This window comes from Rhodanobacter sp. UC4451_H18 (assembly GCF_052978225.1).
Genome location: NZ_CM129663.1, coordinates 209,759 through 228,358 on the forward strand (window position 1 = coordinate 209,759; position 18,600 = coordinate 228,358).

General features: G+C 67.8%; 19 protein-coding genes. 15 read left to right on the top strand and 4 right to left on the bottom strand.

Annotated features, from left to right (window positions below; all coding sequences use genetic code 11):
• Window positions 1–74 precede the first annotated feature (74 nt).
• The gene (lipA, locus tag ACVCMG_RS01070) at window positions 75–1,052 is read left to right on the top strand and encodes a lipoyl synthase (protein WP_447114693.1); all 978 of its coding nucleotides are present in this window, start codon (window positions 75–77) and stop codon (window positions 1,050–1,052) included.
• Window positions 1,053–1,098: 46 nt separating this feature from the next.
• Here the strand turns inward: lipA and ACVCMG_RS01075 are convergent, their stop codons facing one another.
• Window positions 1,099–2,898: a M24 family metallopeptidase gene (locus ACVCMG_RS01075; protein ID WP_447114694.1), complete on the bottom strand. Its 1,800-nt coding sequence runs from the start codon at window positions 2,896–2,898 to the stop codon at window positions 1,099–1,101.
• Between the two features lie 143 nt (window positions 2,899–3,041).
• On the opposite strand from ACVCMG_RS01075, the gene ACVCMG_RS01080 reads away from it, so the two are divergent.
• From ACVCMG_RS01080 to truD, 8 genes are all read left to right on the top strand, one after another.
• The gene (locus ACVCMG_RS01080) at window positions 3,042–4,715 is read left to right on the top strand and encodes a CTP synthase (RefSeq protein ID WP_395118896.1); all 1,674 of its coding nucleotides are present in this window, start codon (window positions 3,042–3,044) and stop codon (window positions 4,713–4,715) included.
• Window positions 4,716–4,799: 84 nt separating this feature from the next.
• Entirely contained in the window at window positions 4,800–5,633 is an 834-nt protein-coding gene (gene kdsA, locus ACVCMG_RS01085; RefSeq protein WP_395118894.1) for a 3-deoxy-8-phosphooctulonate synthase, read from the top strand.
• A gap of 143 nt (window positions 5,634–5,776) precedes the next feature.
• Window positions 5,777–7,075: a phosphopyruvate hydratase gene (gene eno / locus ACVCMG_RS01090; protein WP_447114695.1), complete on the top strand. Its 1,299-nt coding sequence runs from the start codon at window positions 5,777–5,779 to the stop codon at window positions 7,073–7,075.
• Between the two features lie 15 nt (window positions 7,076–7,090).
• Window positions 7,091–7,420: a cell division protein FtsB gene (gene ftsB, locus ACVCMG_RS01095; protein WP_395118890.1), complete on the top strand. Its 330-nt coding sequence runs from the start codon at window positions 7,091–7,093 to the stop codon at window positions 7,418–7,420.
• The gene (ispD, locus tag ACVCMG_RS01100) at window positions 7,417–8,115 is read left to right on the top strand and encodes a 2-C-methyl-D-erythritol 4-phosphate cytidylyltransferase (RefSeq protein WP_447106212.1); all 699 of its coding nucleotides are present in this window, start codon (window positions 7,417–7,419) and stop codon (window positions 8,113–8,115) included. The genes ftsB and ispD overlap by 4 nt, the downstream gene beginning before the upstream one ends.
• The gene (gene ispF, locus ACVCMG_RS01105; protein ID WP_395118886.1) at window positions 8,112–8,585 is read left to right on the top strand and encodes a 2-C-methyl-D-erythritol 2,4-cyclodiphosphate synthase; all 474 of its coding nucleotides are present in this window, start codon (window positions 8,112–8,114) and stop codon (window positions 8,583–8,585) included. The genes ispD and ispF overlap by 4 nt, the downstream gene beginning before the upstream one ends.
• Entirely contained in the window at window positions 8,582–9,976 is a 1,395-nt protein-coding gene (gene mgtE / locus ACVCMG_RS01110) for a magnesium transporter (RefSeq protein ID WP_395118885.1), read from the top strand. Before ispF ends, mgtE begins: the two co-directional genes overlap by 4 nt.
• Before the next feature lie 180 nt (window positions 9,977–10,156).
• The gene (truD, locus tag ACVCMG_RS01115; protein ID WP_447114696.1) at window positions 10,157–11,167 is read left to right on the top strand and encodes a tRNA pseudouridine(13) synthase TruD; all 1,011 of its coding nucleotides are present in this window, start codon (window positions 10,157–10,159) and stop codon (window positions 11,165–11,167) included.
• A gap of 78 nt (window positions 11,168–11,245) precedes the next feature.
• On the opposite strand, the gene ACVCMG_RS01120 is transcribed toward truD, so the two are convergent.
• Window positions 11,246–11,797, bottom strand: coding sequence for a Smr/MutS family protein (locus tag ACVCMG_RS01120; protein WP_447106211.1), 552 nt, complete (start codon window positions 11,795–11,797; stop codon window positions 11,246–11,248).
• A 141-nt stretch (window positions 11,798–11,938) separates the two neighbouring features.
• Between ACVCMG_RS01120 and surE the strand changes: the two genes are divergently transcribed.
• Genes surE through ACVCMG_RS01140 form a run of 4 tightly spaced genes read left to right on the top strand, consistent with a single transcriptional unit; the run spans window position 11,939 to window position 15,053 of the window.
• Window positions 11,939–12,733 carry a 5'/3'-nucleotidase SurE gene (gene surE / locus ACVCMG_RS01125; protein ID WP_395118879.1) on the top strand — a complete coding sequence of 265 codons (795 nt, stop codon included), beginning with the start codon at window positions 11,939–11,941 and terminating at the stop codon, window positions 12,731–12,733.
• A gap of 3 nt (window positions 12,734–12,736) precedes the next feature.
• A complete protein-coding gene (locus tag ACVCMG_RS01130) occupies window positions 12,737–13,432 on the top strand; it encodes a protein-L-isoaspartate(D-aspartate) O-methyltransferase (RefSeq protein WP_395118877.1) in 696 nt (231 codons plus the stop codon).
• A complete protein-coding gene (locus tag ACVCMG_RS01135) occupies window positions 13,432–14,037 on the top strand; it encodes a YqaA family protein (protein ID WP_395118875.1) in 606 nt (201 codons plus the stop codon). Before ACVCMG_RS01130 ends, ACVCMG_RS01135 begins: the two co-directional genes overlap by 1 nt.
• A gap of 41 nt (window positions 14,038–14,078) precedes the next feature.
• Window positions 14,079–15,053, top strand: a complete 975-nt coding sequence (locus tag ACVCMG_RS01140; protein ID WP_395121402.1) for a peptidoglycan DD-metalloendopeptidase family protein — start codon at window positions 14,079–14,081, stop codon at window positions 15,051–15,053.
• Between the two features lie 25 nt (window positions 15,054–15,078).
• On the opposite strand, the gene ACVCMG_RS01145 is transcribed toward ACVCMG_RS01140, so the two are convergent.
• Together ACVCMG_RS01145 and yhbY are read right to left on the bottom strand one after the other, a co-directional pair.
• Entirely contained in the window at window positions 15,079–15,456 is a 378-nt protein-coding gene (locus ACVCMG_RS01145) for an Mth938-like domain-containing protein (protein WP_447098744.1), read from the bottom strand.
• Window positions 15,456–15,752 carry a ribosome assembly RNA-binding protein YhbY gene (yhbY, locus tag ACVCMG_RS01150; RefSeq protein WP_447100224.1) on the bottom strand — a complete coding sequence of 99 codons (297 nt, stop codon included), beginning with the start codon at window positions 15,750–15,752 and terminating at the stop codon, window positions 15,456–15,458. Before yhbY ends, ACVCMG_RS01145 begins: the two co-directional genes overlap by 1 nt.
• 81 nt (window positions 15,753–15,833) lie before the next feature.
• Between yhbY and rlmE the strand changes: the two genes are divergently transcribed.
• Both rlmE and ftsH read left to right on the top strand, forming a co-directional pair.
• A complete protein-coding gene (gene rlmE / locus ACVCMG_RS01155) occupies window positions 15,834–16,487 on the top strand; it encodes a 23S rRNA (uridine(2552)-2'-O)-methyltransferase RlmE (RefSeq protein ID WP_447100225.1) in 654 nt (217 codons plus the stop codon).
• Entirely contained in the window at window positions 16,480–18,438 is a 1,959-nt protein-coding gene (ftsH, locus tag ACVCMG_RS01160) for an ATP-dependent zinc metalloprotease FtsH (protein WP_395118869.1), read from the top strand. Before rlmE ends, ftsH begins: the two co-directional genes overlap by 8 nt.
• Window positions 18,439–18,600 lie beyond the last annotated feature (162 nt).

Genomic DNA, 18,600 nt, shown 5'->3' on the forward strand with positions numbered 1-18,600 from the left:
TGCTTTGACGTGCATCAGGGCAGGCGCAGGCGTGGCGCGCGACACTGGCGGCAGTCCAGCCAGCCCGCATCCCCATGTCCAGCAACCCTTCCATCCCGGACGGCAGCAAGTTCACCAGTCCGCAGGGCACGCGTGCGGTAAAGGGCGGCCAGAAGCCCAACGCGCACAGCCATGAGCCCGACGTCAGCCGCAAGCCGCCATGGCTGCGCGTGAAGCTGCCCAGCGGCGCGCATTACGAGGAAGTGGCCGATATCGTGCGCACGCACCAGCTCAACACCGTGTGCGCCGAATCCAAGTGCCCCAACATCGCCGAGTGTTGGGGCCGCGGCACCGCCACGCTGATGCTGATGGGCTCGGTGTGCACGCGCGCGTGCAAGTTCTGCTCGGTGTCCACCGGCAACCCGAACGGCTGGCTCGACCCGCTGGAGCCGGCCAAGGTGGCCGACGCGGTGGCGCTGATGGGGCTGAAGTACGTGGTGCTCACCTCGGTGGATCGCGACGACCTGGCGGACGGCGGGGCCGCCCACTACGCCGCCTGCGTGAAGGCCATCCACCTGCGCTCGCCCGACACCGCGGTGGAGGCGCTCACGCCCGATTTCGCCGGCAACCATGCCAGCGTCGCCACCGTGCTCGACGCCGGCCTGGCCACCTACGCGCAGAACCTGGAAACCGTGCGTCGCCTCACCCATCCGGTGCGCGACCCGCGCGCCGGCTACGAGCAGACCCTGGACGTGCTGGCGTTCGCCAAGCGCCACGCGCCCAGGACGCTCACCAAGACCAGCCTGATGCTGGGCCTGGGCGAAACCGACGCCGAGATCGAGCAGGCGCTGGACGACATGCGCGCCGCCGCCGTCGACGTGGTCACGCTGGGCCAGTACATGCGCCCCAGCCCGCACCACCTGCCGGTGGAGCGTTTCGTCACCCCGGACGAATTCCGTGCCTATCGCGAACTGGCGCTGGGCAAGGGTTTCGTGGAAGCGGTCGCCGGGCCGTTGGTGCGTTCGAGTTATCGCGCCGAACGCGTGCTGGAGCACAACAACCTGGGGCTGTGACCCGCGGCGCGACGGCAGGCCCATGGAGCCTGCCGCAGGGCGCGGCCTACAGGGGCGCGCAGTGGCGGTTCAGCCACTCCAGATCGGCGTCGGCCAGCAGCGGGCTGAGCGCGGCGCGCACGTTGGCGTGGTAGTCGTCCAGCCACGCGCGCTCTTCCGGGTTGAGCAGGTTCGGTTCGAGCGCGCGGCGATCGAACGGGCACATCGTGAGTGTCTCGAAGGCTAGGAATTCGCCGAACTCGGTGCGGTCGGCCTCGACCACCACGGCCAGGTTTTCGTGGCGGATGCCGTGCCGGCCGGGCTTGTACAGGCCCGGCTCGATCGAGCTGATCATGCCCGGCTCCAGCGGCACCAGCGCGCCGCCGGGCACCGGTGCACGGATGCCGTGCGGGCCTTCGTGCACGTTGAGGAAATAACCCACGCCATGGCCGGTGCCGTGGCCGTAATCCATGCCCGCCGCCCACAGCGGCGCACGCGCCAGCGCATCCAGTTGCGGGCCGCTGGCGCCCTTGGGAAAACGCGCGCGCGACAGCCCGATCATGCCCTTCAGCACCAGCGTGGCATCGCGGCGTTGCTCGGCGGTGGTCTCGCCCAGGGCGAGCACGCGGGTGATGTCGGTGGTGCCGCCGAGGTACTGTCCGCCCGAGTCGATCAGCAGCAGGCCCTTTGCCTGCAGCGTGCTGTGCGACTGCGGCGTGGCGCGGTAGTGCGGCAATGCGCCGTTGGCCTGGTAGCCGGCGATGGTGGCGAAGCTCTCGCCGACCCAGCCGGGTTGGGCCGAGCGTTCCTCGTGCAGCAGCGTGTCCACGTCCAGCTCGGTCAGCGTCATGCCGGCGGCGAGCCGCTGTTCCAGCCGGCGGAAACCGCGCACCAGCGCCGCGCCGTCGCGGCGCATCACGTCGCGGACATGGTCGAGTTCGGCGGCGCTCTTGATCGCCTTGAACGCCGTGCTGGGGTTGGGCGCCTCGATGCGTGTGACCTCCGGCGCGATTGCCGCGGCGATCGAGCTGACCACGCGGCCGCTGTCCAGCAGCAGGCGGTCGTCCGCGCCCAGCTCCGGCAACGCCGAGGTGATCGAAGCGTAATCGGCGATGCCGATGCCGTCGGCGGCCAGTGCCGCGACCAGCGCATCATCGAGTTTGGCGCGGCCGACGAACAAGGTGGCGCCGGCGTTGGCCTGTACCAGCAGGTGGGCGAGGAACACCGGGTTGCACTCGACATCGCTGCCGCGCAGGTTGGTCAGCCAGGCGATGTCGTCGAGGCTTGACACCAGGTGATGGCTGGCGCCGAGCTTGCGCATCGCCTTGCGCAGGCGCGCGAACTTTTCCGCGCGGGGGATGCAGGCCCAGGCCAGCGCGTGCTCGACCACCGGCGACGCCGGCAGGGCGGGGCGATCCGTCCAGATCTCGCCCGGCAGGTCCAGGTCGGTGCGCACGGTGGCGCCGGTCTCCGCCAGCCGGTGTTCGATCTGGTGCCGGGTGGCGACAGCCACGCTGTCCCCGGCCACTGCCAGCACGTCGCCGTCGTGCAGTTGCTGCTGCAGCCATTCCAGATGCTCGGGCGTGTGCGGCACGCGCAGCTTCATCAGCGCGACGCCGCTGCCGGCCAGCTGCTGCTCGGCCTGCGCGAAATAGCGCGAGTCGGTCCACAGCCCGGCCTGCTCGCGACCGACAATGAGCGTGCCGGCCGATCCGTCGAACCCGGACAGCCATGTCCGCGCCGACCAGTGCGCCGGCAGGTACTCGGACAGATGCGGATCGGCACTGGGAACGAGCACGGCAGCGACGCCGTGCTGCTTCATGGCCGCGCGCAAGGCGGCGAGACGGGCGGGGACGGGATTGTTCATCCTGTCATGCTAGCAGGCGCCATCTGCCGTTTTCATGCACGCGCTGCCCCGGAAATGAACCGATGGGGTCGATTTTTCGCACGCCATCTCGCCGTCGGACGGTTCTGCAGCTAAAATGCCAATTTCCCGCACGGCTGCTTTCCATGACCCCCCTGATTTTCGTCACCGGCGGTGTGGTGTCCTCGCTTGGCAAGGGCATCGCGGCGGCGTCGCTCGCCTCCATCCTCGAAGCGCGCGGCCTCTCGGTCACCATGATGAAGCTCGATCCCTACATCAATGTGGACCCGGGCACGATGAGTCCGTTCCAGCACGGCGAGGTCTACGTGACCGACGACGGCGCCGAGACCGACCTCGATCTTGGCCACTACGAGCGCTTCGTGCGCACCCGCCTGTCCGGCAAGAACTCGATCACCACCGGCAAGATCTACGAGGCGGTGATCCGCAAGGAGCGTCGCGGCGATTACCTCGGCGCCACCGTGCAGGTGATCCCGCACATCACCGACGAGATCAAGCACTGCATCCACGAGGCCACCCGCGGCTTCGACGTGGCGCTGGTGGAGATCGGCGGTACCGTGGGCGACATCGAGTCGCTGCCGTTCCTGGAGGCGATCCGGCAGTTGCGCATCGAGCACGGTCCGGAGAAGGTGGTGTTCATGCACCTGACCCTGGTGCCGTACATCAAGGCCGCCGGCGAGATCAAGACCAAGCCGACCCAGCACTCGGTGAAGGAGCTGCGCTCGATCGGCATCCAGCCGGACATCCTGCTGTGCCGCTGCGAGGAGCCGTTGCCCGAGGCCGAACGGCGCAAGATCGCGCTGTTCACCAACGTGCCCGAATCCGCCGTGATCAGCGCGGCCGACGTCGACGTGATCTACAAGCAGCCGCTGTGGCTGCACCAGCAGGGCCTGGACGACATCGTGGTGAAGAAACTCGGCCTGGCCGCCAAGCCGGCCGACCTGTCCGAGTGGCAGCGCACGGTGGATGCGGTGGAGCACCCGAAGGACGAGGTCACCGTCGCCATCGTGGGCAAGTACGTCGAGCACAAGGACGCCTACAAGTCGCTCGGCGAGGCGCTGCGCCACGGCGGGATCAAGCAGCAGACACGGGTCAACCTGGACTGGATCGACTCCGAGCAGGTCGAGGCCGAAGGCGCCGCCAAAGTGCTGGGCAAGGCCGACGCCATCCTGGTGCCCGGCGGCTTCGGCAAGCGCGGCTTCGAGGGCAAGGTGCTGGCGGCGAAGTACGCCCGAGAGCACGGCGTGCCCTATTTCGGCATCTGCTACGGCATGCATGCGGCGGTGGTGGATTTCGCCCGCCACGTGGCTGGCCTGACCGACGCCGATTCCAGCGAGAACGACCGCAACACGCCGAACCCGGTGATCGCGTTGATCACCGAGTGGACCACCGCGACCGGTGAAGTCGAGCAGCGCAACGACCGCTCCGACCTGGGCGGCACCATGCGCCTGGGTTCGCAGGAATGCCGGCTCAAGGCCGGCACGCTGGCGCGCGCGATGTACGGGCAGGACGTCATGCGCGAGCGCCATCGCCATCGCTACGAGTTCAACAACCGCTATCGGCAGACGTTCGAGGACCTGGGCCTGGTGATCTCCGGCAAGTCGATGGACGACCTGCTGGTGGAGATCGTCGAACTCCCGCAACAGCAGCATCCGTGGTTCCTCGGCTGCCAGGCGCACCCGGAGTTCACCTCGACCCCGCGCGACGGCCACCCGTTGTTCAGCGGCTTCGTGCGCGCGGCACGCGAGTACAAGGCCGTGCGCGCCGGCGAGAAGCTGGCGCCGGTGCAGGCGACGGCATGACGCGGCAACGCGACACCCTCGTGGCTGTCATTCCCGCGAATGCGGGCATGATGGAATCAAGAACGCTTTGAACGGGAAAGAGTCATGAAGCTTTGCGGATTCGAGGTCGGCCTCGACCAACCCCTGTTCATGATCGCCGGCCCCTGCGTGGTGGAATCCGAGCAGCTGCAGCTGGACACCGCCGGCATGCTGAAGGAAATCACCGCGCGGCTGAGCATCCCCTTCATCTTCAAATCCAGCTTCGACAAGGCCAACCGCTCCTCCGGCGAGAGCTTCCGTGGGCCCGGCCTGGAAGAGGGCCTGCGCATCCTGGGCGAAGTGAAGCGCCAGATCGGCGTGCCGGTGCTCACCGACGTGCACGAGTACACGCCGATGGACGAGGTGGCATCGGTGGTCGACGTGCTGCAGACGCCGGCCTTCCTGTGCCGGCAGACCGACTTCATCCAGAAAGTGGCGCGTGCCGGCAAGCCGGTAAACATCAAGAAGGGCCAGTTCCTGGCGCCGTGGGACATGAAGCACGTGGTGGCCAAGGCCAGGGCCGTCGGCAACGACCACATCATGGTCTGCGAACGCGGTGCCAGCTTCGGCTACAACAACCTCGTCTCGGACATGCGCTCGCTCAGCGTGATGCGCGAGACCGGTTGCCCGGTGGTGTTCGACGCGACGCATTCGGTGCAGTTGCCGGGCGGGCAGGGTGCCAGCTCCGGCGGCCAGCGCGAATTCGTGCCGGTGCTGGCGCGCGCGGCGGTGGCGGTCGGCGTGGCCGGCCTGTTCGCCGAGACCCATCCCGATCCGAGCAAGGCGCTGTCCGACGGCCCGAATGCGTGGCCGCTGGGCAAGATGGAGGCGCTGCTGGAAACCCTGCTGGAACTGGACGCCGTGACCAAGCGCCACCGCTTCCTCGAACAGGACGTGTGACCACGCCTGCAGGAGCCCGCTCGCGGGCGATGCTGTTGGGTCGGGATGACCGGACGTTCGTCTGCTGAGAGCGGGGATTCGGGATCTGTAAAAGCATCGCCCGCGAGCGGGCCCCTACGACAACACTTCACTGACGGATAACCATGACCACTCTGATCACCCGCATCCACGCCCGTGAAATCCTCGACTCGCGCGGCAACCCCACGCTGGAAGCCGAAGTCACCCTGGCCGGCGGCGGCTTCGGCCGCGCCGCGGTGCCGAGCGGCGCCTCCACCGGTTCGCGCGAGGCGGTCGAGCTGCGCGACGGCGACAAGTCGCGCTACGGCGGCAAGGGCGTGAAGAACGCGGTAGCCAACGTCAATGGCACCATCGCCGATGCGCTGAAGGGTTTCGATGCGGCCGATCAGAAGGGCCTCGATGCCAAGCTCATTGCGCTGGACGGCACGCCGAACAAGGGCCGGCTGGGTGCGAATGCGCTGCTCGGCGTGTCGATGGCGGCCGCGCACGCGGTGGCAGCTTCGCGCGGCGAGCCGCTGTGGCAGTACCTGTCGCACGGCAAGCCCGGCGCGCTGCCGGTGCCGATGATGAACATCATCAACGGCGGCGCGCACGCCGACAACAACGTCGACGTGCAGGAGTTCATGATCCTGCCGGTCGGCATGCCGAGCTTCGCCGAGGCGCTGCGCGCCGGCGCGGAGATCTTCCATGCGTTGAAGAGCGTGCTGCACGGCCGTGGCCTCGCCACCGCGGTGGGCGACGAGGGCGGCTTTGCGCCGAACCTGCGCTCCAACGTCGAGGCGATCGACACCATCCTCGAAGCGATCAACAAGACCGGCTACAAGGTCGGCAGCGAGATCCTGCTCGGCCTCGACGCGGCCAGCTCGGAGTTCTACAAGAACGGCAAGTACAACCTCGCCGGCGAAGGCAAGCAGTACAGCTCGGCCGAGTTCGTCGACCTGCTCGCCGGCTGGGCGAAGCAGTATCCGATCGTCACCATCGAGGACGGCATGGCCGAAGGCGACTGGGACGGCTGGAAGCTGCTCACCGACGCGATCGGCGAGCGCGTGCAGGTGGTCGGCGACGACCTGTTCGTGACCAACCCGGCGATCTTCCGCGAGGGCATCGAGAAGAACATCGCCAACGCGATCCTCATCAAGGTGAACCAGATCGGCACGCTGTCCGAGACGCTGGAGGCGATTGCCATGGCCGACGCGGCGAAGTACGCGGCGGTGATCTCGCACCGCTCCGGCGAGACCGAGGACACCACCATCGCCGACATCGCGGTGGCCACCACGGCGACCCAGATCAAGACCGGCTCGCTGTGCCGCAGCGATCGCGTGGCGAAGTACAACCAGTTGCTGCGCATCGAGGAGGCGCTGGGCTCGGCTGCGCGCTACGCCGGTCGCGAGGCGTTCCCCAACCTCGGCCGTTTGCCGGGCTGAGCGGGACACGCCGCCATGCTGCGTTGGATCGCCCTGCTGTTGTTGCTGCTGTTGGTCGGCTTGCAGCTGAAGCTGTGGTTCGGCAGCGGCAGCATGCAGGAGGTGGACAGTTTGCGCATCGCGGTGAACAAGCAGACCGGCGACAACGCGCGCCTGCAGAAGCGCAACCAGGCGCTGGCCGCCGACGTGCACGACCTCAAGCATGGCGACCAGGCGGTCGAGGCGCGCGCGCGTACCGAGTTGGGGCTGATCAAGCCCGGCGAGGTGTTCTACCAGGTGGTCGAGCCCGCGCGCGCGGGCAGCTCGCCGGCCACGGCCGCATCCGCTGCGCGCGGCTCGCCATGACCGGCACCACGTTGTGGTGCGTGGTGCCGGCGGCCGGGCGGGGCGTGCGGGCCGGCGGCGACTTGCCCAAGCAATACCAGTTGCTGGCTGGCCGGACACTGATCGAACACACGCTGGCGCGCCTCGCCGCGCATCCGCGGATCGGCGGCCTGCTGGTGACGCTCGCGGCCGATGACCGGCACTGGCCGGGCCTGCGCGACGTGTGCGGCAAGCCGGTGCTGACCGCTGTCGGCGGCGCGCAGCGCAGTGAATCGGTGCTGGCCGGGCTCGACGCGCTGCCTGCGGGTGTCGGCGATGAGGAGTTCGTGCTGGTACACGACGCGGCGCGTCCCTGCGTGCGGCTGGATGACATCGGCCACCTGATCGAGCGGGGCGGGCGAGGCGACGGCGGCCTGCTCGGCGCGCCGCTGCGCGATACGCTCAAGCACGCCGACGTGAACGGATGCGTCGCGCGCACCGAACCGCGCGAGTCGCGCTGGCGCGCGTTCACGCCGCAGATGTTCCGGCGTGGCCCGTTGACGGCGGCGCTGCGCGATGCGCATCAGCGTGGCGTGGACGTCAGCGACGAGGCGATGGCGATGGAGCTGGCCGGGTTCTCGCCGTTGCTGGTCGAAGGCGCCGAGGACAACATCAAGGTGACCACGGCAGCGGATTTCGCGCTGGCGCAGTTCCTGCTCGCAAGGACAAGTTCATGAGGATAGGCAGCGGTTTCGACGTGCACGCGTTCGGCGAGGGTGACCACCTCGTGCTCGGTGGCGTGCGCGTGCCGCACGATCGCGGCGTGGTGGCGCACTCCGATGGCGACGTGGTGATCCACGCGCTGTGCGACGCCATCTTCGGCGCGCTGGCACTGGGCGATATCGGCCGTCATTTCCCGCCCACCGACGCACGCTGGCGCGGCGCCGACAGCCGCCAGTTCCTGCGCCATGCGGCAATGCTGATGGTGCAGCACGGCTACGCCTTGGGCAACGCCGATGTCACCGTGATCGGGGAGGCACCGAAGGTCGGTCCGCATGCGCAGGCGATGCGCGAAATTCTCGCTGCCGACCTGGCCTGCGACATCGGTTGCGTCAGCATCAAGGCCACCACCACCGAAAGGCTCGGTTTCTGCGGCCGCGGCGAGGGCATCGCCGCGCAGGCGTGCGTGCTGCTGGAGCGCGCATGACCGAGATCGAGGCCCGCAGCGTCGCCAACCGGCTGCACGATCGGCTCGACACCATCGTCGAGCTGCTGCATCGTCACGAAGGCGACGGCCGCCTGCCCGCGGACGTGCTGGCGGACCTGCGCCAGCAACTGGACGAGCTGCACCCGGCCGACATCGCCTTCGTCCTCGAATCGCTGCCGCTGGACGAGCGCCTTGCGGTCTGGCAACTGGTCAAGGCCGACCGCGACGGCGAGATCCTGCTGGAAGTGTCCGACGCGGTGCGCGAATCGCTGATCGCGGACATGGATCGCCACGAGATCCTCGCCGCCGCCGAAACGCTGGACGCCGACGAACTGGCCGACCTGGTCGAAGACCTGCCCACGGCGGTGCTGCCGGAGCTGATGGCCAGCCTCGACTCGCAGCAACGCGAGCAGGTGCAGTCGGCGCTGTCCTACGAGGAGGACCAGCTCGGCGCGCTGATGGACTTCGAGATGGTCACGATCCGCGAGGACGTGAGCCTCGAAGTGGTGCTGCGTTACCTGCGCCGCTGGGAAGAGCTGCCGCCACAGACCGACAAGCTGTTCGTCATCAACCAGGACAACCTGCTGACTGGCGTCCTGCCGCTGCACTGGCTGCTGGTCAATTCCCCCGAGCGCATGGTCAGCGAGGTGATGGCGCCGGACGTCAACACCTTCCACCCCACCGACGACGCCTACGACGTGGCGCAAGCGTTCGAGCGCTACGACCTGGTGACCGCGCCGGTAGTGGACGAGCGCGGCCACCTGATCGGCCGCATCACCATCGACGCCATGGTGGACGTGATCCGGGAGGAGAGCGAAAGCGAGGCGCTGGGCCGGGTCGGCCTGCGTGAGGAGGAGGACATCTTCGCCTCGGTCTGGGCCAGCCTGCGCAACCGCTGGCTGTGGCTGGCGATCAACCTGATGACGGCCTTCATCGCCTCGCGCGTGATCAGCTTGTTCGAGGGTTCGATCGAGCGCCTGGTGGCGCTGGCCGCATTGATGCCGATCGTGGCCGGCATCGGCGGCAACTCCGGCAACCAGACCATCACCATGATCGTGCGCGCGCTGGCGCTGAACCAGATCAGCGCCGACAGCGCGCGGCGCCTGTGGCGCAAGGAGATGGCCGTGGCGCTGCTGAACGGGCTGGTGTGGGGTGGCGTCATCGGCATCGTGGCGTGGCTGCTTTACGACAGTGCCTCGCTGGGCCTGGTGATGACCGCGGCGATGACGCTGAACCTGTTGCTGGCGGCCTTCGCCGGCGTCGGCATCCCGATCTGCATGACCCGCTTCGGCCGCGACCCGGCGCTGGGCTCCAGCGTGCTGATCACCGCCATGACCGACAGCGGCGGCTTTTTCATTTTTCTCGGGCTGGCGACGGTGTTCCTGATGTAATCGTCACCCTTCCGGCCCGGTTTCAGGTTGTCGAACCCGAGCGTGGCAGGACGTCATTCCCGCGAGGCGCCATGCAACGGCCGAAGGGCCGGTCAAGCGGGAATCCAGCCTGCTCTTCAGTCACCCGTCAGATCGAATTCCCTCCTTCGCGGGAATGACGCCCAAAGAAGCCGTTTCTCCATGCAAGTACTGCCCCATGCTTTCGGCGAACCGCCACTGACTGCCCGGCTGCGCGCCAGTCCCGAGGATTTCCTGGTCGAGGAGATCCTCGGCTACGACGCCGAGGGTGCCGGCGAGCACCTGCTGCTGTGGGTGGAGAAGCGCGGCGCCAACACCGACTGGGTCGCGCGCGAGCTGGCGAAGTTCGCCGGCGTGCCGCAGGTCGCGGTCGGTTATGCGGGCCTCAAGGATCGCCATGCCGTGACCCGGCAGACCTTCTCGGTGCAACTGGCCGGCCGGCCCGATCCGGACTGGTCCACGTTCCCGCACCCGGAGGTGAAAGTGCTGGCGGCGACGCGGCATTCGCGCAAGCTCAAGCGTGGCGCCCTGCGCGGCAACCGCTTCGTGCTGGTGTTGCGCGAGGTGAGCGGCGATCGCGCGCGGGCGGAGTCGGTGCTGCGGCAGATCGCTGCGCGCGGCGTGCCGAACTATTACGGCGAGCAGCGCTTCGGCCGCGAAGGCGGCAACGTGGCACAGGCGCGCGCGATGTTCGGTGGGCGCCGGGTGGATCGCGACAAGCGTTCGATTTTGCTGTCCGCGGCGCGTTCGCACATCTTCAATGCCGTACTGGCGGCGCGGGTCGAGCACGATGCGTGGGACCGGCCGCTGGAAGGGGAAATCTGGTCGTTGGCCGGTTCGCGCTCGTGGTTCGGGCCGGAACCGTTCAACGACGAATTGGCCGCGCGATTGGCGCGCGCCGACATCCATCCGTCAGGCCCGCTGTGGGGGCAGGGCGAGCCGCCGAGCCAGGGCGAAGCAGGCGCGCTGGAGCGCGAAGTCGCTGCGGCGAATGACGACCTGGCCAGCGGCCTGGCCGCCGCGCGCATGGATCAGGAGCGCCGCCCGCTGCGGCTGATTCCGCACAATCTCCACTGGCGCTGGCTCGGCGAGGACGCGCTGGAACTGTCGTTCGAGCTGCCCGCTGGCGCGTACGCCACGGTGGTGGTGCGCGAGCTTAAAGGCGAGGAGTGAGTGGAGATGAGTGAAGAGTGAGAGAAAGAGAAAGCACGAGCGCACCCGTTCCCTCTCTCAGTTCTCACTCCTCTCCACTCACTTCTGCTCTTTCAGCAAGACGATCACCGCCCCGGTGCCACCCTGCGCCGGGCGCGCCGAGGCAAACGCGATCACGTCGTCGCGCCGGCGCAGCATGCGATCGGTGAGCGCCTTCAGCACCGGACCGGCAGCCTTCGAACGCAGCCCCTTGCCGTGGATGATGCGCACGCAACGCACGCCGGCTTGCCGCGCTTCGGCCAGGAACGCGACGATGCTGGCCTGGGCCGCGGCGGCGTTCATCTGATGCAGGTCCAGGTCGTCGCCCACGCTGAACTGGCCGCGCTTGAGTTGCCGCAGCAACCTGGGCGGATAACCGTCGCGCAGGTAGCCGAGTTCCTCGCCGACTTCGAGCGCGGCCGGGTCGAAATCCATGTCCAGCAACTCGCTGGCCACGGCAGCTTCGTCGGCCTCGAACATGCGCGGGTGTGGCGCGGGTTTCGCCGTCGCCGGCGGCGGGGAAACCGGCGCGAGTCGCTGCACCTCGCCGATCGCCTCGCGGAACAGGCGGCGATCGTCGTCGGTGATCCGGGGCGGGTTGGGTCGCTTCATCTGCGCATCCTAGCCAGAAGCGGTGGCACGATGCGTTGAATCCCGGTGAAACTTGGGGGCGCGCTACGGTAGACTTGCAACCATCACGAAACCGCCGCGCTTGATCTTCCTGCGCCGGCAGGCAGTTTTCGACGGAGCATCATGCGAGTTCTGGTCAGCAACGACGATGGCGTGGATGCGCCGGGCATCCGCGTGTTGGCCGAGCGCCTGCAGGCGGTGGGAGAGGTCACCGTGGTGGCACCGGATCGCGATCGCTCGGGGGCGAGCAATTCGCTGACGCTGGACGCGCCGATCCGCGTACTGTCGATGGGCCAGGGCTACTACCGTGTGGCGGGCACGCCCACCGACTGCGTGCACCTGGCGCTGTCCGGCCTGCTCGACGAAGAACCCGACATGGTGGTATCCGGCATCAACAACTCGGCCAACCTGGGCGACGACGTGATCTATTCCGGCACGGTCTCGGCGGCGATGGAAGGGCGCTTTCTCGGTCTGCCGGCGATCGCCGTCTCGCTGGTCAGCGAGGACCACCAGGGCGTGCACTACGACGCCGCGGCGCAGGCGGTGCTGCTGCTGATGCAACGTCTGCTGGTCGATCCGCTGCCCGCAGACACCATCCTCAACGTCAACGTGCCGGACCGGCCCTGGGCGGAGATCGCCGGCTTCGAGGTCACCCGGCTGGGTCGGCGCCACCGTGCCGCGCCGTGCATCGCGCAGACTGATCCGCGCGGGCGACCGATGTGGTGGATCGGACCGGCCGGCGAGGTGGACGACGCCGGCCCCGGCACCGATTTCAACGCGGTGCGTCGCGGCTTCGTCTCGGTCACGCCGATCCACGTCGACCTGACCCGTTTCCAGGCGCTGGACAAGGTCAGCAGCTGGATGAAGACGCTGAGCGACGGCATGGCCGGCCGCCGCAGCAAGGGCGAGGCGGCCTGACCGATGATCACCTATCCGTTGCCTGCAGCCCAGCTCAAGGGCGAGGGAGTGACCTCGCAGCGCGCCCGCAACCGGCTGGCCGCCTCCCTGCAGGATGCAGGCATCCGCGACCCGCGCGTGATCGAGGTGATCCGCACGGTGCCGCGCCATCATTTCATCGACCAGGCACTGCAACTGCACGCCTACGAGAACGATGCGCTGCCGATCGGCCACGGCCAGACCATCTCCCAGCCGTGGGTGGTGGCGCGCATGACGGAAGCGTTGCTGGAGCACTTCGAGGGGCAGAAGGAGATGCCGCGCAGGGTGCTGGAGATCGGCACCGGGTCGGGTTACCAGGCAGCAGTGCTGTCGTCCCTGGTCGGCGAGGTGTACACGGTCGAGCGCATCGAGGCGCTGCTGCGCCAGGCGCGGCGCCGCTTCCGCCAGCTCGGCCTGACCAACCTGCGCTCGCGCTATGACGACGGCAAGCTGGGCTGGCCGGACGAGGCACCGTTCGACGCGATCATCCTCACCGCCGCGGGCGACACCATCCCGACCCGCATCCTCGAACAGCTCAATCCCGCCGGCGTGCTGGTGGCGCCGGTGGGATCGCCGAGTCGGCAGAACCTGATCCGCATGCGCGGCGACGGCAAGGGCGATTTCGCGCTGGAGGAACTCGGCCCGGTGAGTTTCGTGCCGCTGCTGGGCGGCATCGGCTGATGCGCCTGTTCGAGCCGCTCTACGCCCGCGCACTGGTCTGGGCTCGCGCACCGCGCGCGCTGCACTACCTGTGTGCGTTGAGCTTCTTCGAGGCGTTCATCTTCCCGATCATGCCGGAGGTGATGCTTGCGCCGATGATGCTGGCCAAGCGACTCAAGGCGTTCTTCTACGCCAACATGTCGCTGCTGTTTTCCCTGCTCGGCTCGGTGGTCGGCTATGCGCTGGGCCACTGGGCCTACGAGTCGGTGAAGCCGCTGCTCAGCATGCACATGCAGGAGGTCATCACCGCCTGGGTGAACAATCTGCGCGTGGACATGAACGAGCATTGGTTGACCATGCTGGGCGCATTGATGCTGGCGGCGCTGCAGCCGGTGATCCCCATGAAGTTCGTCACCTGGGCGGCCGGCATCGTGGGCGTGCCGGTCCTGCCGTTCCTGGCTTGCATGGCGGTCGGCCGCGGCAAGCGCGTGTGGCTGCTGGCGCTGTTGATCCGCCTGTTCGGCGAGCGCGCCGAGCGCATGTTGCACAAGAACATCGAGTGGATCGGCCGGGGCGCGCTGGTATTGCTCGTCGTGCTGCTGGCGTGGTGGCTGTGGCCGCGCTGACTGGCGGCGCGGTGCGCATGAAAATGGCGGCGCGCCTCGGTATGCTGGACCGCATGGATCATTCAGTTCGCTTTCCCTGCCTGGTTGTCGCGGCGGCGTTGCTGGCCGGCTGCGGCACCATGCGCAGTTCGGTGGTGATCGAGCCCGCCGCGGGCAGCTACCCGTCGCCTGCCGCCGCGCTGTCCTCCCGCGTGGCGCGCACGCCGATTCCGGGTGGCAGCTACGTGGTGGCAAAAGGGGACACGCTCTATTCCATCGCCTTCCGCAACGGCGTGGATTTTCGCGACCTCGCCCAGTGGAATGCCATCGCGGCGCCCTACACGATCTGGCCGGGGCAGCGCTTGACGTTGTCGCCGTCGGCGGCGACGAAACCGGCCGTGGCGCGCACACCGGGCACGGCCGCCGGTTCCCCTCGGGCGCCGGGCACGTCGGCCGCGGCTCCGGTGTTCGAACCGGTCACCGAGGCCGTGCCAGCCACGGCGGCGACGGCCGCAGCGCGGCCCGCCATTCCTTCCGCTACACCGGTGGCGCATGCGCCGGCGGCGGTGGATGCCGTGCCGGTGGCCGGCGTTTCCGTCACGCCGCCGGCGAAAGTACCACCCGTGGCCAAGCCCGTGGTCGCCGGCCCGGCGCGTGATGTCGGTGGGGTGAGCTGGCGCTGGCCCGTCGAAGGCGGGTCGGTGGTCGGGCGCTTCAACGGCAGCGATGCCATTCCCGGCATCGAGATCGCGGGCAATTCGGGTGACCCGGTGCGGGCTGCCGCCGATGGCGTGGTGGTCTACAGCGGCAACGGCCTGGTCGGCTATGGCGAATTGGTCATCATCAAGCACAACGACAGTTTCCTGTCGGCCTACGGGCACAATCGCAGGCGCCTGGTGAAGGAAGGCCAGCGGGTGACGGCCGGGCAGCAGATCGCCGAGATGGGTTCCACCGGCGCGACCCGCAACGAGCTCGAGTTCCAGATTCGCAAGAATGGCAATCCGGTGGACCCGCTCAGCTACCTGCCGCCACGCTGATCGCGGCGGCGCGGAACGTTCCCGATCAGGCGGGAGGCAGGATGAAGCCGGCCACGACCTGGCGATCCTCGCCGGCCAGCAGGTTGTAGGTACGCGCGGCGGCCGCGTTGTCCATCACCTCGATGCCGATGCCCTTGCGCAGGAAGCCGGCCATGAACGCCGCGGCCGGGAACACCTGACGCTCGCCGGTGCCCAGGATCACCACCTCGGGCTTCAATGCCAGCAGCACCGGGACGTCGTCGACGCCGAGGCTGCCTGCGGCCGTGACCGGCCATGCTTCGGTGATGCCGGCGGGGGTGAGCAGGAAGCTGTGTTCGACGACCCGGTCGAGCAGGGTGACACTGCGTGCGTCAACCCGACGCACCAGCAGATAGCCATCGGCTTGTTCCAGTGACAGGTCCATCAGCGCGGCAGGGCGATGCCCGGTTCGTCGGCGTTGCGGCGGAACAGCACCACGACATGGCCGATCTGGTGGATCGTCTCCGCGCCGGTGCCGCTGGCGAGCACGTCGATCTGCGCCTGCCGCTCCTGCTTGTCGCCGCCGGAGAGCTTCACCTTCACCAGTTCGTGGATGTCCAGCGCCTGTCCCAGCTCCTTCACGACAGCTTCGGTGGCGCCCTTGTTGCCCAGCAACACGACGGGTTTCACGTCGTGGGCGAGGCCGCGCAGGTAGCGGATCTGCGAGGGTGTAAGCGGCATGGGGCAGGCCAGGTTCACGATCAAGGGACTGCACAGGGTATCATGCAACGGCCTCCTCCCGATCAGATATTCCCTCAAGACATGGCCCGCAGCAAAAGCAGCGCAGTCTGGCTGCGTGAACATTTCAACGACGAATACGTCAAAAAGGCACAGGCCGAAGGGCTGCGTTCGCGTGCCGTCTACAAGCTGGAGGAGCTGATCGAGCGCGACAAGCTGCTCAAGCCGGGCATCAACGTGGTGGATCTGGGCGCGGCGCCGGGCAGCTGGTCGCAATTGGTGCGCAACCGGCTGGGCGACAGCGGCAAGGTGTTCGCGCTGGACATCCTGCCGATGCAGAGCATCGCCGGGGTGGATTTCCTGCAGGGCGACTTCCGCGAGGAGTCGGTGCTGCGCCAGCTGGAGGCCCGCCTGGAGGGGCACCGGCTGGATCTTGTACTGTGCGATATAGCCCCCAACATGAGTGGAGTGGCGCTTGCCGACCAGATTCGCGCGATGGCACTGGCGGAGTTGGCGCTGGATTTCAGCAGGCAGTGGCTCAAGCCGGGCGGCTCGTTCCTGATCAAGTTGTTCCAGGGAGTCGGTTTTGACGATTATCTGCGTTGCTTGCGCGCAGACTTCAGTCGCGTGACGATGCGTAAACCCAAGGCCTCGCGCGCGCGTTCGCGTGAGGTGTATGCACTGGCGACCGGGCGCAAACCTGCCGCGGTGCCACTGGCGAGTACTGTTCATGAATGAAACGGCGAAAAACGTGTTGCTCTGGGTGATCATCGCGGTGGTCTTGTTCACCGTGTTTGAAAGCTTCAACCCCCGCAGCAGCCGTTCATCCGACCTGGCCTACAGCGCGTTCGTGCAGAACGTGAGCAGCGGCAACGTCTCCAGCGCCACGATCAGCGCCGACCAGCCCGCCACGATCAGCGGCAAGCTGAAGGATGGCAGTGCCTTCCGCACTGTCGCGCCGATGCTGGGCTTCTCCACCAATGCAGTGGTCAAGCAGATGCAGGACCAGGGCGTGGAAGTGCGCCAGGACCCCTCCGAGGGCTTCTCGCTGATCGGCCTGCTGATCAGCTGGCTGCCGGTGCTGCTGATCGTCGGTGTGTTCATCTGGTTCATGCGCCAGATGCAGTCCGGCGGCGGTGGGCGCGGCGCGATGAGCTTCGGCCGTTCGCGCGCGAAGCTGCAGGGCGAGGACCAGGTCAAGGTCAACTTCGGCGACGTCGCCGGCTGTGACGAGGCGAAGGAGGAGGTCGGCGAGCTGGTCGAGTTCCTGCGCGACCCCGGCCGGTTCCAGAAACTCGGCGGCAAGATCCCCCGCGGCGTGCTGATGGTGGGCCCGCCCGGCACCGGCAAGACCTTGCTGGCCAAGGCGATCGCCGGCGAGGCCAAGGTGCCGTTCTTCTCGATCTCCGGTTCCGACTTCGTGGAGATGTTCGTCGGCGTGGGCGCCAGTCGCGTGCGCGACATGTTCGAGCAGGCCAAGAAGCACGCGCCGTGCATCATCTTCATCGACGAGATCGACGCGGTCGGCCGGCATCGTGGTGCCGGCCTGGGCGGCGGTCATGACGAGCGCGAGCAGACCCTGAACCAGTTGCTGGTCGAGATGGATGGCTTCGAGGGCACCGAGGGCGTCATCGTGATCGCCGCCACCAACCGCCCCGACGTGCTCGATCCGGCCTTGCTGCGGCCGGGCCGCTTCGATCGCCAGGTGGTGGTCGGACTGCCGGACGTGCGTGGGCGCGAGCAGATCCTCAAGGTACACATGCGCAAGGTGCCGATCGCCAGCGACGTCAACGCGATGACGATCGCCCGCGGCACGCCGGGCTTCTCCGGCGCGGACCTGGCCAACCTGGTGAACGAGGCGGCATTGTTCGCCGCGCGCGAGAACGCGCGCGAAGTGCGCATGAGCCATCTCGACAAGGCACGCGACAAGATCCTGATGGGCAGCGAGCGGCGCTCGATGGCGATGAGCGAAGACGAGAAGAAGCTCACCGCCTACCACGAGGCAGGCCATGCCATCGTGGGTCGCCTGGTGCCGGAACATGACCCGGTCTACAAGGTCACCATCATCCCGCGCGGGCGCGCGCTGGGTGTGACCATGTACCTGCCCGAGGGCGACAAGTACAGCATCAACCGGGTGGCGATCGAATCGCAGTTGTGCTCGTTGTATGGCGGGCGCGTGGCTGAAGAGTTGATTTTCGGCAATGACAAGGTCACCACCGGCGCTTCCAACGACATCGAGCGCGCCACCAAGATGGCCCGCAACATGGCGACCAAGTGGGGCCTGTCCGACGAACTCGGCCCGATCACCTACGGAGAGGACGAGGACGAGGTCTTCCTGGGCCGCTCGGTGACCCAGCACAAGAGCATCTCCAACGAGACGGCAAGCAAGATCGACGAAGTCGTGCGTGGCATCCTCGATCGCGCATATGCGCGCAGCAAGGAGCTGCTCACGGCGAACCTCGACAAGCTGCACACCATGGCTGAGCTGCTGTTGCAGTACGAGACCATCGACGCCCACCAGATCGACGACATCATGGCCGGGCGCCAGCCCGGCCCGCCGGCGGACTGGAGCAAGAACGCCCCGGGTGGCTCGACGCCGCCGCCACCGCCGCCGAAAAGCGACGCGGGAGCGCCGGTGGGCAAGGTTGGTGATCCGGCCGCGCAGAATCGCGCGTCGCTGGGCGAGTGATGCGATCCCGCGGGCACGGTGCGAACGCCTGCCTGCGGTCTCCTGCAATCACCGCCTTGACTGGCGGTGTCTCCGAGTCGGAGATGAAGAAATTTTGCGAAAAGGGTTGACGCATGCGCGCGGAGTCTGAATAATTCCGCCTCTTGCTTCGGCGCTTCGATG

Coding starts and splice junctions, on each gene's coding strand:
- lipA (WP_447114693.1), top strand. CDS start 75: ATGTCCAGCAACCCTTCCATCCCGGACGGCAGCAAGTTCACCAGTCCG.
- ACVCMG_RS01075 (WP_447114694.1), bottom strand. CDS start 2,898: ATGAACAATCCCGTCCCCGCCCGTCTCGCCGCCTTGCGCGCGGCCATG.
- ACVCMG_RS01080 (WP_395118896.1), top strand. CDS start 3,042: ATGACCCCCCTGATTTTCGTCACCGGCGGTGTGGTGTCCTCGCTTGGC.
- kdsA (WP_395118894.1), top strand. CDS start 4,800: ATGAAGCTTTGCGGATTCGAGGTCGGCCTCGACCAACCCCTGTTCATG.
- eno (WP_447114695.1), top strand. CDS start 5,777: ATGACCACTCTGATCACCCGCATCCACGCCCGTGAAATCCTCGACTCG.
- ftsB (WP_395118890.1), top strand. CDS start 7,091: ATGCTGCGTTGGATCGCCCTGCTGTTGTTGCTGCTGTTGGTCGGCTTG.
- ispD (WP_447106212.1), top strand. CDS start 7,417: ATGACCGGCACCACGTTGTGGTGCGTGGTGCCGGCGGCCGGGCGGGGC.
- ispF (WP_395118886.1), top strand. CDS start 8,112: ATGAGGATAGGCAGCGGTTTCGACGTGCACGCGTTCGGCGAGGGTGAC.
- mgtE (WP_395118885.1), top strand. CDS start 8,582: ATGACCGAGATCGAGGCCCGCAGCGTCGCCAACCGGCTGCACGATCGG.
- truD (WP_447114696.1), top strand. CDS start 10,157: ATGCAAGTACTGCCCCATGCTTTCGGCGAACCGCCACTGACTGCCCGG.
- ACVCMG_RS01120 (WP_447106211.1), bottom strand. CDS start 11,797: ATGAAGCGACCCAACCCGCCCCGGATCACCGACGACGATCGCCGCCTG.
- surE (WP_395118879.1), top strand. CDS start 11,939: ATGCGAGTTCTGGTCAGCAACGACGATGGCGTGGATGCGCCGGGCATC.
- ACVCMG_RS01130 (WP_395118877.1), top strand. CDS start 12,737: ATGATCACCTATCCGTTGCCTGCAGCCCAGCTCAAGGGCGAGGGAGTG.
- ACVCMG_RS01135 (WP_395118875.1), top strand. CDS start 13,432: ATGCGCCTGTTCGAGCCGCTCTACGCCCGCGCACTGGTCTGGGCTCGC.
- ACVCMG_RS01140 (WP_395121402.1), top strand. CDS start 14,079: ATGCTGGACCGCATGGATCATTCAGTTCGCTTTCCCTGCCTGGTTGTC.
- ACVCMG_RS01145 (WP_447098744.1), bottom strand. CDS start 15,456: ATGGACCTGTCACTGGAACAAGCCGATGGCTATCTGCTGGTGCGTCGG.
- yhbY (WP_447100224.1), bottom strand. CDS start 15,752: ATGCCGCTTACACCCTCGCAGATCCGCTACCTGCGCGGCCTCGCCCAC.
- rlmE (WP_447100225.1), top strand. CDS start 15,834: ATGGCCCGCAGCAAAAGCAGCGCAGTCTGGCTGCGTGAACATTTCAAC.
- ftsH (WP_395118869.1), top strand. CDS start 16,480: ATGAATGAAACGGCGAAAAACGTGTTGCTCTGGGTGATCATCGCGGTG.